This window comes from Hyalangium ruber, from assembly GCF_034259325.1.
In the GTDB taxonomy this organism is placed as follows: Bacteria; Myxococcota; Myxococcia; order Myxococcales; family Myxococcaceae; genus Hyalangium_A; species Hyalangium_A rubrum.
Genome location: NZ_JAXIVS010000009.1, coordinates 371,305 through 387,308 on the forward strand (window position 1 = coordinate 371,305; position 16,004 = coordinate 387,308).

Annotated in this window: 13 protein-coding genes; 9 read left to right on the forward strand and 4 right to left on the reverse strand. The window is 68.9% G+C overall.

From position 1 onward, the window contains the following. Both SYV04_RS26395 and SYV04_RS26400 read right to left on the reverse strand, forming a co-directional pair. Positions 1-468 (reverse strand): hypothetical protein, encoded by a 468-nt coding sequence (locus tag SYV04_RS26395; RefSeq protein ID WP_321548667.1) that lies wholly within the window; start codon positions 466-468, stop codon positions 1-3. 38 nt (positions 469-506) lie between these two features. Beyond that, positions 507-905 carry a hypothetical protein gene (locus tag SYV04_RS26400; RefSeq protein ID WP_321548668.1) on the reverse strand — a complete coding sequence of 133 codons (399 nt, stop codon included), beginning with the start codon at positions 903-905 and terminating at the stop codon, positions 507-509. A 244-nt stretch (positions 906-1,149) separates the two neighbouring features. Between SYV04_RS26400 and leuS the strand changes: the two genes are divergently transcribed. From leuS to lptE, 3 genes are read left to right on the forward strand one after another with little or no spacing between them, the layout of a single operon-like run. Beyond that, positions 1,150-3,648: a leucine--tRNA ligase gene (gene leuS, locus SYV04_RS26405; RefSeq protein ID WP_321548669.1), complete on the forward strand. Its 2,499-nt coding sequence runs from the start codon at positions 1,150-1,152 to the stop codon at positions 3,646-3,648. A gap of 13 nt (positions 3,649-3,661) precedes the next feature. Then, positions 3,662-4,234, forward strand: coding sequence for a hypothetical protein (locus SYV04_RS26410; protein ID WP_321548670.1), 573 nt, complete (start codon positions 3,662-3,664; stop codon positions 4,232-4,234). Positions 4,235-4,265: 31 nt separating this feature from the next. Further along, on the forward strand, positions 4,266-4,799 hold the full coding sequence (lptE, locus tag SYV04_RS26415) for an LPS assembly lipoprotein LptE (RefSeq protein ID WP_321548671.1): 534 nt from the start codon (positions 4,266-4,268) through the stop codon (positions 4,797-4,799). A 30-nt stretch (positions 4,800-4,829) separates the two neighbouring features. On the opposite strand, the gene rpsT is transcribed toward lptE, so the two are convergent. Continuing rightward, entirely contained in the window at positions 4,830-5,099 is a 270-nt protein-coding gene (gene rpsT, locus SYV04_RS26420; RefSeq protein ID WP_321548672.1) for a 30S ribosomal protein S20, read from the reverse strand. Positions 5,100-5,178: 79 nt separating this feature from the next. Continuing rightward, entirely contained in the window at positions 5,179-6,345 is a 1,167-nt protein-coding gene (gene mazG / locus SYV04_RS26425) for a nucleoside triphosphate pyrophosphohydrolase (protein WP_321548673.1), read from the reverse strand. A 148-nt stretch (positions 6,346-6,493) separates the two neighbouring features. Between mazG and SYV04_RS26430 the strand changes: the two genes are divergently transcribed. From SYV04_RS26430 to SYV04_RS26455, 6 genes are all read left to right on the forward strand, one after another. Next, positions 6,494-8,710: a tetratricopeptide repeat protein gene (locus SYV04_RS26430; RefSeq protein WP_321548674.1), complete on the forward strand. Its 2,217-nt coding sequence runs from the start codon at positions 6,494-6,496 to the stop codon at positions 8,708-8,710. Between the two features lie 11 nt (positions 8,711-8,721). Continuing rightward, positions 8,722-9,900 carry a DUF4388 domain-containing protein gene (locus tag SYV04_RS26435; protein ID WP_321548675.1) on the forward strand — a complete coding sequence of 393 codons (1,179 nt, stop codon included), beginning with the start codon at positions 8,722-8,724 and terminating at the stop codon, positions 9,898-9,900. A gap of 82 nt (positions 9,901-9,982) precedes the next feature. Then, positions 9,983-11,065, forward strand: coding sequence for a PhoH family protein (locus tag SYV04_RS26440; RefSeq protein WP_321548676.1), 1,083 nt, complete (start codon positions 9,983-9,985; stop codon positions 11,063-11,065). Positions 11,066-11,173: 108 nt separating this feature from the next. Next, positions 11,174-13,663: an HD family phosphohydrolase gene (locus SYV04_RS26445; protein ID WP_321548677.1), complete on the forward strand. Its 2,490-nt coding sequence runs from the start codon at positions 11,174-11,176 to the stop codon at positions 13,661-13,663. A 25-nt stretch (positions 13,664-13,688) separates the two neighbouring features. Then, the gene (gene ybeY / locus SYV04_RS26450) at positions 13,689-14,534 is read left to right on the forward strand and encodes an rRNA maturation RNase YbeY (protein WP_321548678.1); all 846 of its coding nucleotides are present in this window, start codon (positions 13,689-13,691) and stop codon (positions 14,532-14,534) included. Between the two features lie 78 nt (positions 14,535-14,612). Next, on the forward strand, positions 14,613-15,923 hold the full coding sequence (locus SYV04_RS26455; RefSeq protein WP_321548679.1) for an Lnb N-terminal periplasmic domain-containing protein: 1,311 nt from the start codon (positions 14,613-14,615) through the stop codon (positions 15,921-15,923). Positions 15,924-16,004 lie beyond the last annotated feature (81 nt).

Consider the following 16,004-nt stretch of genomic DNA (forward strand, 5'->3'; position numbering starts at 1 on the left):
TCACTCGGAGAGCTTCGCGTACTTGCTCGCTTCCGAGAGTTGCTCCGACTGGGGAAATACCTTGCGGGCCAACTCCGCCGTGCGTGCCGCCTCCTCGGTCTTCTCCAACTCACCCAGGGTTTCGATGAGCCCTGCCCAGGCTTCTTCGAGGCCTTCCAAGGCTTTCGAGACCGCCTCTCGATAAAGGGGCTCGGCGGCTTGGGGCGAATCCCGCACGACGCTCATGAAGCGAGCCATTCCGATAAGAGCCCCGGTCTCTCGTCCAGAGGCTTCGAGGGCGTGGCGCAGAACCTGTTCGACCTCATCGAAGAAGGTCGCTGGGTCCTGGACGCCCTCTTTGCCCCAGAGCATGGCCCTGCTCGAAACCAATAACCCTGGGACGAAGGCTGGGCAGCAGGCCTTCAGCTCCGCGAGGAGCTGCAACTGGCGGGGGCTCCCCCATTCCAGGCTTCTTGCTTCAGAGAGCATCTGCTGAAGCTCATGGGGTTTTGGGTGCATGAGGTCGCTCACAGTTTCTGGAGGAGTCGAGAGTTGTCTTTCGCTACATCCTTCAAGAGCTTCAGCGCGGTCTGAAGCTCCTTCTTGGTGGCGATGCTGAAGTCCCCTGCGTCGTACATCTTTTGGAGGTCGTGGCGGGTAAAGTCCTTGAGGCGGGAGGGGAAGCTGGGGACGCGCTGGAGTCGAGCGGGAATCTCGCCCAGCTTCATCGAGAGATCCGCGATCTGTCGTCGGAAGGCGGTAGCGGTCGCCTGTTCGACGAGGCCCGAAGCGGCGGAATCCGCGACGAGCGCTTCAGCCTCCGCGAATTGACCTTCGGAGATCAGGTGGGTGATCCGGGCCTCAGCACTGTTGCGCCCGAAGCCTCCGCCGCCGCCGTCATCGACGTGAGCGCAGGCGAGCAGCAACTGGGCTCCGAGCAGGACCGCAAGGACCCATGGCGGTTGATGTAGGGGTGAGTTCATCCCGATCGGAGGGTAGCTGGAGAACAGGGATTTCCCGCGCCGTCCCGGCTGTTTATCGGAGTCCACCGGCGAGGACCCCGGGCTCGCACAGGTGCAGTCCTGGCGACAGGGCGGGCCCTTGGAGCGGCTCCCGGGATGCCTCGCTTGTTGCTTAGGAAGCGAGCCTCCCATAAGAGGCGCAGCGATCATGGCGATGAACGAGCGTTACGAGCCGCAGGCGATTGAAGGCAAGTGGCAGACCCGCTGGGAAGAGGCGGGCGTTTTCCGGGCGGGCACCCGACCGGGAGCCCCCAAGAAATACATCCTCGAGATGCTGCCGTACCCCAGCGGCAAGATGCACATGGGGCACGTGCGCAACTACCTCATCGGGGACGTATACGCGCGCTACTTCCGGATGCGCGGCCACGACGTGCTCCACCCCATGGGCTGGGATGCCTTCGGCCTTCCCGCCGAGAACGCCGCCATCAAGGACGGCGTCCACCCGGCCGTGCGCACCCAGGAGAACATCGACTCCTTCAAGGCGGAGATCCGCTCGCTGGGTTACAGCTACGATTGGTCCCGCGAGGTCAACACCAGCCGGCCCGAGTACTACCGCTGGAACCAGTGGTTCTTCATCCAGATGCTGGAGCGTGGGCTGGTCTACCGCCGCTTCAGCAAGGTGAACTGGTGTACCGGCTGCCACACCGTCATCGCCAACGAGCAGGTGAAGGAAGGCGTGTGCGAGCGCTGCGACTCGCCGGTGGTGGACAAGGACATGCCCGAGTGGGCGTTCCGCATCACCAAGTACTCCCAGGCGCTGCTGGACGGGTTGGACCAGCTCAAGGAGTGGCCCGAGCGCATCACCAGCATGCAGCGCAACTGGATCGGCCGCTCCGAGGGCGCCGAGGCCGACTTCGCCGTGAAGGGCAGTGACGAGAAGGTCCGCGTCTTCACCACCCGCATCGACACCGTATACGGCTGCACCTACGTGGTGCTGGCGCCGGATCACAAGCTGGTGGCGAAGATCACCACGCCCGAGCGCCGCGCCGAGGTGGAGGCCTTCGCCACGAAGATGGCGGCCATCAACAAGATCGACCGCACGGCCGAGGGTGTCACCAAGGAGGGCGTCTTCACCGGCGCCTACGCCCTCAACCCGTTCACCGGCCAGCCGGTGCCCATCTGGATCGCCAACTTCGTGCTGTCCGACTACGGCACGGGCGCGGTGATGAGCGTGCCGGCGCACGACGCGCGCGACTTCGAGTTCGCGCGCAAGTACAGCCTGCCCATCCAGGTCGTCATCCAGCCGGCCACGGGCGACAAGCTGCCCCCAGGCGACAAGCTGGAGGCCGCCTACACGGAGTATGGCGTGCTGGCGGACTCGGGCGAGTTCACCGGGCTCGCCTCCGAAGAGGCCCGCCGCAAGATGGCGGCGAAGCTGGAGTCCGAGGGCCGGGGCAAGTTCACGGTGACGTACCGCCAGAAGGACTGGGGCTTCAGCCGCCAGCGCTACTGGGGCACGCCCATCCCCATCGTCTACTGCGAGAAGTGCGACCCGGAGCGCAAGGGCATCCCCGTGCCCGTGGATCAGCTGCCCGTGCGCATGCCGGAGATCGACACCCAGGCGGTGCTCACCGGCAAGGGCGAGCCGCCCCTGGCGAAGGTCGCCTCGTGGGTGAACACCACCTGCCCGAAGTGCAACGGCCCCGCGCGCCGCGAGGCGGAGACGATGGATACCTTCGTCGACTCCACCTGGTACTACGCGCGCTACATTTCACCGCAGTACGACAAGGCGCCGTTCGATCCCGCCGAGGCCAAGCGCTGGCTGCCGGTAGACGTGTACGTGGGCGGCCCCGAGCACGCGGTGATGCACCTGCTGTACTTCCGCTTCTGGACCCGGGTGATGAAGGAACTGGGCCTGTCGCCGGTGGACGAGCCCGTCACGCGTCTGGTGACCCAGGGCATCGTGAACGGCTCGGACGGGCGGAAGATGTCCAAGCGCTGGGGCAACTCGGTGGCGCCCGCCTCCATCGTGAAGAAGTACGGCGCCGATACCGCGCGCGCGTACGTGCTGTTCGCCGGTCCGCCGGAGCGCGACTTCGATTGGTCCGACGCCCAGGTGGAGGGCGCCTTCCGCTTCCTCAAGCGCGTGTGGACGCTGGCCGCCACCCACGAGGGCGTGGCGGGTGCCACGCACGCGGGCCCCTACGAGGGCAAGGCGCTGGAGACGCGCCGCGCCGCGCACAAGTGCCTGAAGCGGGTGGGGGAGGCCATCGAGCGCCTGTCCTTCAACACCGCCATCGCCGGCATCATGGAGTACATCAACGCGCTCTACGCGCTGGGTACCCCCGAGACGCCCGCGGAGAAGGCCGCCATGGCCGAGGCGATGCACGTGCTGGCCGTGGTGCTCACCCCGCTCACCCCCCACATCGCCGACGAGGTGGCCGAGGCTTACGGCTCCAAGACGTTCACCGTGAACCAGGAGTGGCCGGCCTTCGACCCCGCGCTCGTGGTGGATGACGAGATCCCCTACGCGGTGCAGGTCAACGGCAAGCTGCGCGCCGAGATCAAGGTGCCCGTGGACGCGGCCGAGGCGGACGTGCGCGCCGCGGCCGAGGCGGACGAGCGGGTGAAGGCGGCCATGGCTGGCAAGACGCTCCGCAAGTTCGTCTTCGTCCCGAAGCGACTGGTGAACTTCGTCGTCGGCTGAGCGGAGGCCCGCGGTGCCCACCGAGGTCCTCGTCATGTGCACGGGCTGCGGGCGACCGCAGCCGGCCCGCAAGGGCCCGTGCGTGGCGTGCGGGGTGGCACTGCCGGACGCTCCGGTGCCCTCGGCCTCGGCACCCGAGCAGCCGTTCCTCTCCCTCGAGTGGCGCGGTGGGCGCACCCTGGTCGGCGTGGACCGTCGCCTGACGTACCGCGCGGACACGGCCTCCTCGCCCCTCGTCGTCGAGCTCGGCAACCTCCGGTCCGTGACGCTCGGCCGGCGCTTCCTCCTCGAGGCCCTGGCCGTCGTGCCGCTCGCCATCGTCCTGGCGCTGCTGCTGCCCTCCATGCGGCCGGTGGCGGCGGCGGCCTCGGGCCTCGCCCTGCTGGTGGCCGTGCTGTGGCGCCGCTACTTCCTGGTGCTGGGCTGGGCCCATGGCGGTGGCATCCGCTGGCCGCTCGGCACGGCGCGCCTCGGCTCCGCGCGGGCCTTGCGCATCGATACGGCCTGGGCGTCGGCGGCCCCTGCCCTGGCCTCGCGGGGAGTGAGCGTCCAGGAGGCTCCGGGCACGCTCGGCCCCCGTGCTTGACCGGATCGCGCGTCCCGCTAGTGTGGGCGCCATGGCTCGGCTCAGCGCGGTGGCGTGGGGAGTGCTCGTGACGACGGTGGGGTGTGGCTACCGCTTCGTGCCCCGGGACGGGACGCTGCCCGAAGGCGTCCGCGCGGTGTGCGCCCCCATCTTCCGCAATGACACGCCCGAGCCCGGCCTGGAGACGCTCTTCACGGGGACGCTGCGCCAGGAGCTGGTGCGCGCCGGGACGCTGGGGGAGGGCAAGGCGTGCGACGCGCGCCTCGAGGGCGTGGTGACGGGCGTGGGCAGCTCTCCGACCATCGTCACCGAGCCCATCCTCAACGAGCAGGGCGTCGTGGTGGTCGGCCCGCAGCTCGCCAGCTACCGGGCGGCCGCGTCGGTGAACCTGAAGCTGCTCAAGGACGGACGGGTACTGGCGGAGACGAATGTCTCCGGCACAGAGGACTATCTGCCGGGGAGCGGCGACGTCCTGCAAGCCGAGGCCAACCGCCAGGCCGCGCTCCGGCGTCTCTCGGAGACGCTGATGCGCGAGGGCTACGAGCGGCTGGCTCGGAACTGGTGAGGCGCCGGGGAGGCGCCTCGTCCAGGGTGACTACTTCGCCTTGCCCGCGTTGGCGGCCTTGGCGAGGCGGGCGATGCGGCGCGCGGCGTTGCGCGGGTGGATGACGCCCTTGGAGGCGGCCTTGGCCAGCGTGCGGGTGGCTTCCTTGACGGCGTCCGTGGTCTTGCCCGCGTCCTTGGTGGTGAGGGCCTCGCGCGCCTTCTTCACGGCGACCTTCACGGTGGTGCGCACGGTGGTGTTGCGGGCGCGGCGCTTCTGGGCCTGACGGTTGCGCTTCTCTGCAGACTTGGTGTTCGCCAAGGTAATCTCCAACGGACGACTGTGGAAAAAGAGGGGGCCGTACCTACTTCGGCGCCCAGCGAGCGTCAAGGCGCCCGTGTTAGGCGGTGTACTCCCAGAGCAGCCCGGATGCATCCTGGAAACGGATCCGCTGGGGCTCGATCCCCTGCACGGCACCCGGGTGGGAGGCCTCCAACAGCGCCCGGAGCCGCTCGACGGAGCGGGCGGACGGCGCCCCCAGGGTGATCACCGCGCCCGAGGGCGGAGGCGCCTGGCCCGGTACGAAGCTCAAGCGCAGGGCCCCATCGCCATAATGGGCCTCGTTGGGGGCTCCGCGCTCGGAGTGCCAGCCGATCAGCGGCGCCACGGCGTCCCAGAAGGCCCGCTGGGCGGCCAGGTCCGGCACCGTGAAGCGCAGCGCCACCAGCGGCGCCCGGGGCAGGGAGGCTGGGGGCGGGAGGGCCTTCTCCGCCGCCTTGGCCGTCTGCCAGTGTCGCTCCATGTGGTCCAAGGTAGCCTCTCCCAGGGCCACACCCTCGGCCTTGAGCGCGGACTCGATGTGCTGGAAGCGGGTGGTGAAGCGGCGGATGGCCATGCGCAGCGCGTCCTCGGGGGGCGCGTGCAGGAAGCGCCCGAGGTTGGCCAGGGAGAAGAGGACATCGCCCAGCTCGTGCTCGATGGCGTCCCGGTCCCCAGAGGCGACGGCCTCGTCCAGCTCCCGTAGCTCCTCCTCGAGCTTGGCGCGCACGCCGGCGGTGTCCGGCCAGTCGAAGCCGATGCGGCTGGCCTTCTCGGTGAGGCGCTCGGCCCGGAGCAGGGCGGGCGCGGCGGTGGGCACCCCATCGAGCACCGAGCCCTCGCGGCCCGTCTTGCGCTTCTTCTCCTCGGCCTTGAGCTTGGCCCAGTTGTAGAGCACCTCCTCGGAGTCCTTCAGCTTCTTCTCGCCGAAGACATGGGGGTGGCGGCTCTCGATCTTGTCGCTGATGGCGCGGCACACCTCCGCCATCGAGAACTCGCCCTTCTCGGCGGCCAGCTGGGCGTGGAAGACGATCTGGAAGAGCAGATCCCCCAGCTCCTCGCACAGGGCGCGCCACGGGCCGCCGTAGGCCACCCGATCCATCTCGTCGAGCACCTCGAACGTCTCCTCGACGAGGTAGGGACGGAGCGAGCGCAGGTCCTGCTCCCGGTCCCACGGGCAGCCGCCCTCGGCGCGCAGCCGCGCCATGATCCCAACCAGCCGTTCCAGCTCCGCCCCGGTGGTGCTCATGTGTTGACCAACCTCCGAATCCCTGGGCCTCTGCCTCGCCGGGGGGCCCGATCCCCGGAATTGGCCGCCTACCCGGTAAGCCAGGGGGGCAGGCGCGGCTCGATTGCTTTCGCTGTGGAGGGAGCCTCGCCTATCATCGAAGGTCCGGATGCCTCACTCCTTTTGTTCGCGCCTGCTGCCGCTGATCCTTTGTCTCGCGCTGTTCACCGCGGCGAAGGCGACTGCTCAGATCGAAGCGCCCTCGCTCATCCAAGAAGTGGACCCCGACACCCAGCCGGCCGACGAGTCGGATGACTCGGATGTCTACGAGGACGAAGAGCCAGGTCCGCGCCGCCCTGGAAACAAGAAGCCCAAGGGTCGCAACGCCGAGGACGACGAGCCCGTCGCGGCGCCGCCGACTCCGACGACCCCGGCCAATCCGAGCCCGCCCGGGCCGACGCCGACTCCCACCGCGACGCCGACCACTCCGGCGGCAACGCCTACGGCCCCGACTCCGGCGGCACCCGCGGCTCCTACCCGTGCGCCGCCGCCGCCCCTGCTGGCGCCGCGCGTCTCCGATGCGGATCTGCTCGTCGTCTGGGACAACTGGAAGGAAGCCCGGAACAAGGGAGATGCCCCCGGAGCCGAGCAGTGGCGCAAGGCGCTGCTGAAGCTGCGCGATGAGGTGGCCGCCTCGGACTTCGATGCCTTCAGCGTGAGCCTGCTGCGCGAGGCCCGCGCCAGACGGGACAAGGGCGACCTCAACGGGGCGGTGCAGCTGGCCGAGTCCGCGGCGGCGCTCTCGCCGAACCTGCCCTATGCGCGCTTCTCGCTGGCGGATCTGTACGCGCGCCGCCAGATCACCTCGGTGGACCGGTACGCGCCGGAGATCCAGGCCGGCGTCACCGCGCTGATGAAGGATCCCCGCTACCTGCGGCCGGCCCTGGCGGACCTCGGCGCCATGGGGCTGCTGGCCCTGCTGGCCACGGCGGTGGCGGTGGTGGGCGTGCTCTTCGTGCGGCGGGTGCGCTACTTCGTGCATGACTTCCACCACCTGTTCCCGCGCGGCATGGGCCGCTGGCAGTCCCTCGCGGTGGCGGTGACGGTGCTGGCCATGCCCTTCCTGCTGCGGCTGGGCATCCTGCCGGTGCTGCTGGTGCTGTTCGGCGCGGTGGTGCTCTACCTGACGATGGCCGAGCGCGCGGTGGCGGCGGTGCTGGTGGCGCTGGCGGGGTTGATCCCCCTGGCCGGAGGACACATCGCTCGCGCCACGGCCTTCGCGGGCACGGTGGCCGAGGACGTCTACGTGCTGGAGCGTGGTGGGTTCGCCGGGGATGACGCGGTGGCCCGGGTGCTCACGCGCCACTCCGAGAAGGCGGCCACCTTCGCCGAGCTCTTCGCCGTGGGGCGCTACCAGGGCCGTCGTGGGCAGCTTGAGGAGGCCGTGACGGCCTACAAGGCGGCCTCGGACGTGCTCGGCCGGCGCAACGCGATGTTGCTCACCAACTACGCCAACGTGCTGCTGGCCTCGGGAGACGCCGAGGCCGCGGCCCGACTCTACCAGGAGGCCTCCCAGGCGGATGGCACGCTGGCGGCGCCCTCCTACAACCTGGCGCAGATCTACCGGCGCCGTGCCCGGGCCGTGCCCGACAACGAGGTGGGAGCCGAGCTCGAGCGCGCCGCGGAGACGATGACGGTGGCGCAGCGGCTGGACTCCACCTTGGTGGGGCGCGATGTGCCGCCGGATGACCGGATGCTGGTGAACCAGCTGCTGCTGTCGCCCACGCTTCCGCGCTCCGAGATGATGTTCCTGGCCGACGGCTCCGTGGCGGGGCGTCGCGTCGAGTCGCAGCTCGATCGCGTGCTGCTGGGCGCCTCGGGCATGACGGCGCGGCTCTACCCGGCGGTGCTGGTGGTGCTCCTGTTCCTCTGGGGCTCGGCGCGCGACCGGCTGCGGGCCTCGAAGTCCTGCGACAAGTGCGGGCGCCCGGTGTGCCGGCGGTGCGATCCGGACCTGGGCGCGGGCGCCTTCATGTGCAGCCAATGCACCAACGTGTTCGCCCGCAAGGGTGTGGTGCCCGAGCCGCTCCGGGCGCGCAAGCAGGCGGAGGTGCAGCGCCATCAGACGTGGATGGGGCGGGCCGCGCTGGCGATGGGGGCCCTGGTGTCCGGGGCCGGCCACGTCTTCGCGGGGCTGCCGATCCGCGGCGCCATCTACACCTTCCTCTTCCTGCTGGCCGTGTCCGTCGTGGTGCTGCGCGACGGGCTGCTCAAGGCCCCGTACGGCGATGCGCCGGTGTACCTCAAGCTGTTGCCGGTGGCGCTCCTCCTCCTTCCCCTCTATCTCCTGTCGCTGCGCGGGCTGCGCAAGCGTCAGGCGCAGTAGGCCCCTAGACCATGGCCCTTCAGGGAACACTCAAGGACTTCGGGATCGCCGACATCCTGCAGCTCATTGGCCAGCAGCAGAAGACAGGGCAGTTGTGCCTGGCCAACAAGGAGCAGGAGGTCAACGTCTTCTTCAAGGACGGCAACATCGTCCGCGTGGAGAGCGTCACCCGGAAGAAGAAGGACCTCATCGGCAACATGCTGGTGCGCGCCGAGGTCATCACCGAGACCCAGCTCGACGAGTCGCTGGAGACGCAGCGCCGCACCCTCAAGCGCCTGGGCGACGTGCTCGTCTCCAGTGGGGCGCTCACGGCCGACCGCTTCAAGAAGATGATGCAGCTGCAGGCCACCGAGACGCTCTATCGGCTCTTCAGCTGGGATGCGGGTACCTACGAGTTCAAGGCCGAGCCCGTCGAGTCGGACTCCGAAGCCATCACGCCGCTGCGCGCCGAGTCGGTGCTGATGGAAGGCTTCCGGATGGTCGACGAGTGGCCCGTCATCCGGAGGAAGATCAACCGCCTGGACATGCTGTTCGAATGCACCCGGGAACTGCCGCCTCCCGTCCACAAGGAGGAGGATCTCGACGCCGCCTTCGATGACGCCTTCGCCGAGAAGAAGAAGGACGAGAACAAGGGCGAGTTCAAGTCGGTGGGTGACTCGGAGCGGCGCGTCTACGAGGAGATCGCGCGGGTGCCGGGCCGGGACGTGCGCAAGCTCATCGACGTCTCCTGCCTGGGCGAGTTCGAGACCTGCAAGGCGCTGCTCAACCTCATCAACCTGGACTACATCCGCCCCCTCACCGCGGGTGGCCAGGCTGCGGCCTCCGACCGCGAAAGCATCCTGGCGAAGATCGGCGGGAGCCTGGGGCGGCTGGGCGCCAGCATGGCCACGCTGGGCGCCATCCTCTTCCTGGTGATGCAGCTGTCCGGGAGCCTGTCCCTGGCCAGCTCGCCTGCCTCCTCGTTCGCCGACCCCGCGGCCCAGCGCTTCATCTCCCGGGCGCAGATCAAGCGGATTGAGGCCGCCCTGGAGGTGTACCGCTTGGAGAAGGGCGAGGTACCCCCTAATTTGGAAAGCCTCGTCCAAGCGGGGTTGTTACAGCCAACAGAGCTGAGCTACCCGTGGAGGGAGCCGTACCATTACAGGCGCCTGGCTGCTCGAGAGTTCGTCCTGCTGCCACCCGTGTACTAGCCAGCTACGCCCGCCTCCTTCCCCTGGTCAGGGGGCGGCGTTAGGTTAAGTCCGGGACGGTTGAATGGAGGAACGTACCTCATTGAGAAACCCCGCCACGTTGGAAGCGCCTGCTGTTCGCCCAACCTCTGCCAAGGTCGATGTCCGCGATAACGAGACGGCCCTGGCCCTGTGCGGCAATCAGAACGAGAACCTGAAGCTCATGGAGCGCCGGCTGGGCGTGCGAGTCGGCCAGCGTGGCACCGAGCTTCATCTGTCCGGTCCCGCCGATGCGGTGGCCTTCGCGGTACGCCTCGTGGAGAACCTCGAGGGGATGATTCGCGCCGGCCGCACCGTGTACCGCGAGGATGTGGAGCAGGGCATCAAGGTGCTGGGGCGGGGCGGTGCCGAGTCGCTGCAGGAGGTCATGCTCGGCCCCGTGCTCAAGAGCTCCGGGAACCGGCAGATCGCTCCCAAGAGCCTGGCCCAGAAGCGCTACGTCGAGGCCATTCGCGCCCACGACATCGTCTTCGGTATCGGCCCCGCGGGTACGGGAAAGACCTACCTCGCCATGGCCATGGCGGTGGCCTTCCTCCAGGAGCGCAAGGTCAAGCGCATCATCCTGGCGCGCCCCGCCGTGGAAGCCGGTGAGAAGCTCGGCTTCCTGCCCGGAGACCTGGCGGAGAAGGTGAACCCGTACCTGAGACCGCTCTATGACGCGCTGCACGACATGATGGCGGGCGAGCGCGCCGCGCAGCTGGTGGAGCAGGGCGTCATCGAAGTGGCTCCGCTGGCCTTCATGCGTGGCCGTACGCTCAATGATGCGTTCGTCATCCTCGACGAGGCGCAGAACACCACCGTCGAGCAGATGAAGATGTTCCTCACCCGCCTGGGCTACAACAGCAAGGCGGTGGTGACGGGCGACGTGACGCAGGTGGACCTGCCCATCGGGAAGATGTCCGGCCTGAACCACGCGCGCGCCATCCTGAAGAACATCGACGGCATCAACTTCTCCGAGTTCACGGAGGTGGATGTGGTACGCCACCCCCTGGTGCAGGAAGTCATTCGCGCCTACGACAAGGCCGAGTCGGCCAAGGCCGAAGCGGCCAAGGAGCAGGCGGCCCAGGAGGCGCAGGACCCTTCCGAGGCTGAGACTCCCGAAGTCGAGGAGCCCATCGCCACGTGATTTCGCGGACTTGGCTGACTGGAGGGACTCCGGGCGAGCGTCCGGAGTCGCTCTGGCAGCCTGCCTCCTTGATGCGGCCATCCAGGCTCTCGTAGGGTCGGGGGTCTTATGGCTGAACCGGAATCATCCACTCCCAGGCCCAGTCCCCTGGACACGCTGACCCACCGGCTCGGGCTGGACGGTAGGGTCTGGGGTCGGCGTGTGACGTTGCTGTTGCTGCTGCTGGTGGTCTCGGTGGCGGCGGGCTTCGTCATCTCCCCCGGGCTCTACAGCCAGCAGATCCCCGCCCTCACCCAGGAGCACGTCGGCAAGCCCTTCCGGGCCAACTCGCCGGCGGGCTTCAAGACCGGGCGGGACTACGACATCCGCTATGACGCGATGACGGAGCAGCGGCGCCAGGAGGCCCGCGGCGCCGTGCGCCCGGTGTACGACCTGAACCCGGAGGTGGTGGAGAAGGTCCGCACCACCGTGAAGGGCGCCTTCTCCGAGATGCGCTCGCGGCTGGCCACGAAAGCCGCCGAGGAGAGCGACAACGGTGGGGAAGGGGAGGCGGAGGTGCGCAAGCCCCGCAAGCCCGTGCCGCCCACCGCCGAGGAGCTGGAGCGCGTGCGCAAGGAGCGCGAGCTGATGCAGGGGGACCTGCAGGAGCTGCTCTTCGGCCAGCGCGACTCGGCGCTGGAGACGGAGGACTTCCAGGCGCTGGTGTCCAACGGGTTCTCGGCGGAGGCCGAGGCGGCGACGCTGGCGCTGTTGGAGCGGGCCTATGGCTCGGAGCGAGGGAAGGTCTTCATCGCCAGCTCTCGTGAGGAGCTGGCGCGCGAGGGGCCGCAGGGCATCACCGTGCGCGATGTCCGCCACAGCGGGGAGCAGACGCTGCCGGGGACCGCGCCGGGCGTGATGGATGTGCGCGAGGCCCACTCGGAGCTGGACCGCTTCGCCTCCATCCCGGGCAACCTGCTGCCGGACGCGCCGGGCGTGCAGCGCCGGGCGGTGCTGCGGCTGGCCAAGCGGCTGGTTCGGCCGGACCTGACCATCAACATCGCGGAGACGAACTCTCGCCGGCTCAAGGCGGTCGAGGCGGTGAAGGACGCGGTCATCTCCTTGAAGAAGGGCCAGCGCGTCATCGGTGACGGGGAGCTGGTCAACGAGACGCACCTGGTCATCCTCCAGGGGATGCGGGCGCAGACGGACCGGTTGGATCTGCTGCAATTGCAGGTGGGCGGCACGGGCCTGGTGGCGCTGCTGGTCGCCGCCTCCTTCGTCTTCTGCCGCACGGCGTTCCGGCGCTTCCGGCCCACGCGCAAGGATGGGGTGCTGCTGGGGCTGTTGCTGGTGGCGATGCTGGGGCTGCTGCAGCTGTGGGTGTCCATCGCGGACGCGGTGCAGGACCGGTACACGGCGCTGCCCATCGAGGCGCTGTACTACGCCTTCCCGGTGGCGGCGGGCGCCATGCTGGTGCGCTTCATCCTCTCCGAGGAGCTGTCGCTCTTCTTCGCCATCGTGCTGGCGAGCCTGACGGGCGTCATGCTGGGCAACTCGCTGTCCTTCGGCATCTTCGCGCTGATAGGCGCGCTGGTGGCGGCCGATCGCATCACCCGGGCGCGGGACCGGGTGGGCATCTTCAAGGCGGGCTTGATTACCGGCCTGGTGAACCTGGTGGCCGTGCTCTGCCTCTTCCTGGGAGAGGGCAAGGGGCTCAACGGGGACACGCTGCTGACGGCGGTGTTCGCCTGCCTGGGCGCGGCACTGGCGGTGCCGGTGATGGTGATGGCGCTTACGCCGCTCATCGAGGCGACGTTCGGCTACGCCTCGGACATCAAGCTGCTGGAGCTGGCCAACCTCAACCACCCGGCGCTCAAGGAGCTCATCGTCCAGGCGCCGGGCACCTACCACCACTCGATCATCATCGGCACGCTGGTGGAGAACGCGGCGGAGGCCATCGGCGCCAACCCGCTGCTGGCGCGCTCGTGCGCCTACTACCATGACATCGGAAAGGGCCGGAACCCGCTCTACTTCGGGGAGAACCAGAAGGGCGATAACCGGCACGACTCGCTGGCACCGGCGATGAGCGCGGTCATCATCAAGCGCCACGTGACGGAAGGCCTGGAGATGGCGCGGCAGTACCGGCTGCCCAAGCTGGTGGCGGATGCGATTCCGCAGCACCACGGCACGCGGCTGGTGGGCTACTTCTTCCACAAGGCGGTCAAGGAGCAGGAGGGCAAGGAAGGCGCTCAGCCGATCGATGAGAGCATCTATCGGTACCCCGGCCCCAAGCCCCAGTTCCGCGAGGCAGCGCTGGTGATGATCGCCGACGCGGTGGAGGCCTCCACGCGGGCCATGCCCGAGCCGACGACGCCGAAGCTGCAGGCGCAGGTGCAGAAGATGATCAACCTCATCTTCTCCGAGGGGCAGCTGGATGAGTGTGACTTGACGCTGAAGGATCTCAACCTCATCGCCAGCTCCTTCCTGCACACGCTCGAGGGCATCTACCACGCGCGCCCGCAGTACCCGGCGGGCGCACTGGTGGGAGGCCAGAAGGGGGCGGCGCTGGTGGTGGCCCCTCCGCCCAAGTCGGACAGCAAGGCGAAGACGGCCTGAGTCATTCGCCCCCAGGAGGCGACGTGTGAGGCTGCGCAAGGGAAAGCTGATCCCCCGAGAGGACGGCAAGCGCATCGAGGAGTTCATCGGCGCGGCCACCACGGGGAGCGCCTCCGCGTCAGTGGCGCGGATGCTGGCGCCGCCGGGCTGGTCCGAGCCGGCGCAGAAGCCCGAGTTCGACGAGGTGGTGCTCGTGCTGCTCGGCGAGCTGACGATCGTCATCGACGGCAAGCGCGAGCGCATCGGCCCGGGCGAGGTGGGGTGGGTGCCGCGAGGCCGGCGTGTCCTGTACCGCAATGACGGGCAGGGGGCGTGTGACTACTGGTCCATCTGCGCGCCGGCGTTCCGGCCCGAATTGGCGCACGTCGAGGCGGCCGAGTCGGAGCCGCAGGCCAACCACGTCACGGTGCAGGTGGCGCACGCCCAGGGCGAGGCGATGGAGAAGTCCCTGGAGTCGCTGGGGCGCGCGTACCTGGAGCGGCTGGGCCTGAGCGGGTGTGAGCTGTCCCTGTCGCTGGTGGGAGACCGAGCCATCCGCCGGCTCAACCGGACGTGGCGCAAGAAGGACAAGGCCACGGACGTGCTGAGCTTCCCGGCGGGCGACCTCCCCAAGGGCACTCCGGGGCCCAGGCAGCTGGGGGACGTGGTCATCTCGCTGGATACGGCGAAGCGGCAAGCGAAGGAGTACGGCCGCACGCTGGAGGCGGAGGTGGCGCGCTACCTCGCGCACGGGCTGCTGCACCTGCTGGGGCATGACCATGAGCGCCCGCAGGACGCCCGGAAGATGGCCGCGCTGGAGGAGAAGTTGCTGGGTGGCAGCGGCATGGTCTCGGACGCCGTGCGCGCGGGGCGAGCCCGCCGGCTCGTGTGACGATCGGCCGAGGCGCGGGGTTGTGTCGCACCCGGCGCGTGATAGGTACGACACACCCTGTCGTGTGTTGGACGGAACATGCCCCGCTCTGCCCCATTGCTCCTCTGCCTGCTCGGCCTGTTGCTCGCCGCGGCTCCGGCCCGCGCGGACTCGTTGCCCTCGTGGGGCACGGGGCAGAGCCGAGGAGAGGACCTGGTCATCTCGCTGGTGACGTTCAGCCCGGGTGACGACGTGGCCTCCTGGTGGGGGCACGGCTCGCTGGTGGTGGAGGACCGGAGGCTGGGTGAGCAGCGCCTCTACAACTACGGGATGTTCTCGTTCGACAGCACCATGCTGGGCCGCTACGCCATGGGCCGGCTCGAGTTCTGGGTGGACGACGCGAGCGCGGCGCTGACCTTTCGGGCCTACCAGCGGCTGAACCGCGACGTGCGCGTGCAGCAACTAAACCTGACGCCCGCGCAAAGCCTGGAGGTGGCTCGGCTGCTGGCGGAGAACGTGCTGCCGCAGAACCGCGAGTACCTGTACCACCACTACAACGACAACTGCGTCACGCGGCTCCGGGACATGGTCGACCGGGCAGTAGGAGGCCAGTTCCGGCAGGCCGCCAGCGCCCCCGGGCGGATGACGCTGCGGGAGCACACGCGCCGCTACACGGCGGTGAGCCCGCCGATGAGCGTGCTGCTCGACTTCCTGATGAACGACGAGATCGACCGGCCCATCACCCGCTGGGAGGAGGCGTTCCTTCCGGACGAGCTGGAGCGGCAGGTGGGCGAGGTCCAGGTGGTGGGGGCGGACGGGCAGAAGGTGCCGCTGGCGGCGAAGAGCTGGACGTACTTCAAGTCGGACCGGCCCGCGCCGCCGGCCGAGCCTCCCAACTATGGCCCGTGGATGCTGGCCCTGGGGCTTGGGGTGGGCGCGAGCGCGATGGGTCTTGGGTACTGGGGTCGCAAGGGTGGGCGACTGCCACGGGTGTTGCTGGGACTTGCGAACGTGGTGCTGGGGCTGGTGCTGGGGATTCCAGGGACGGTGCTGTTGGTGATGTGGACGGTCACCGATCACACGGTGACGTTCGGCAACGAGAACCTCTTCCTGGCCAATCCGATGACGCTGTTGGCGGTGCCGCTGGGCGTCATGTTCGCGTGGGGCTCGGCGAAGGCGCGGGAGTACCTGCGGGTGCTCTGGTTGATGTTGGCGGTGAGCGGCGGACTGGGACTGGTGCTGAAGGTGCTCCCGCTGTTCAACCAGGACAACTGGCGGCTCATCGCGTTCATCCTGCCCATCTCGGTGGGTTTCGCGGGAGCGTTCTACCTGGACCGGCTGCTGGCACGGGCGTCCGCCTCGGGCCGCGCGCCGGGAGAGCCGCTGTCGTCTTCACTGAAAGCACCCTGAGCTACACCTCCTATCTCTGGGTGCTTGCGGCTGCGCGCACTTCGCGCTACCCCGTGGGAGGCTGTCCCTTCATGGCTGGGC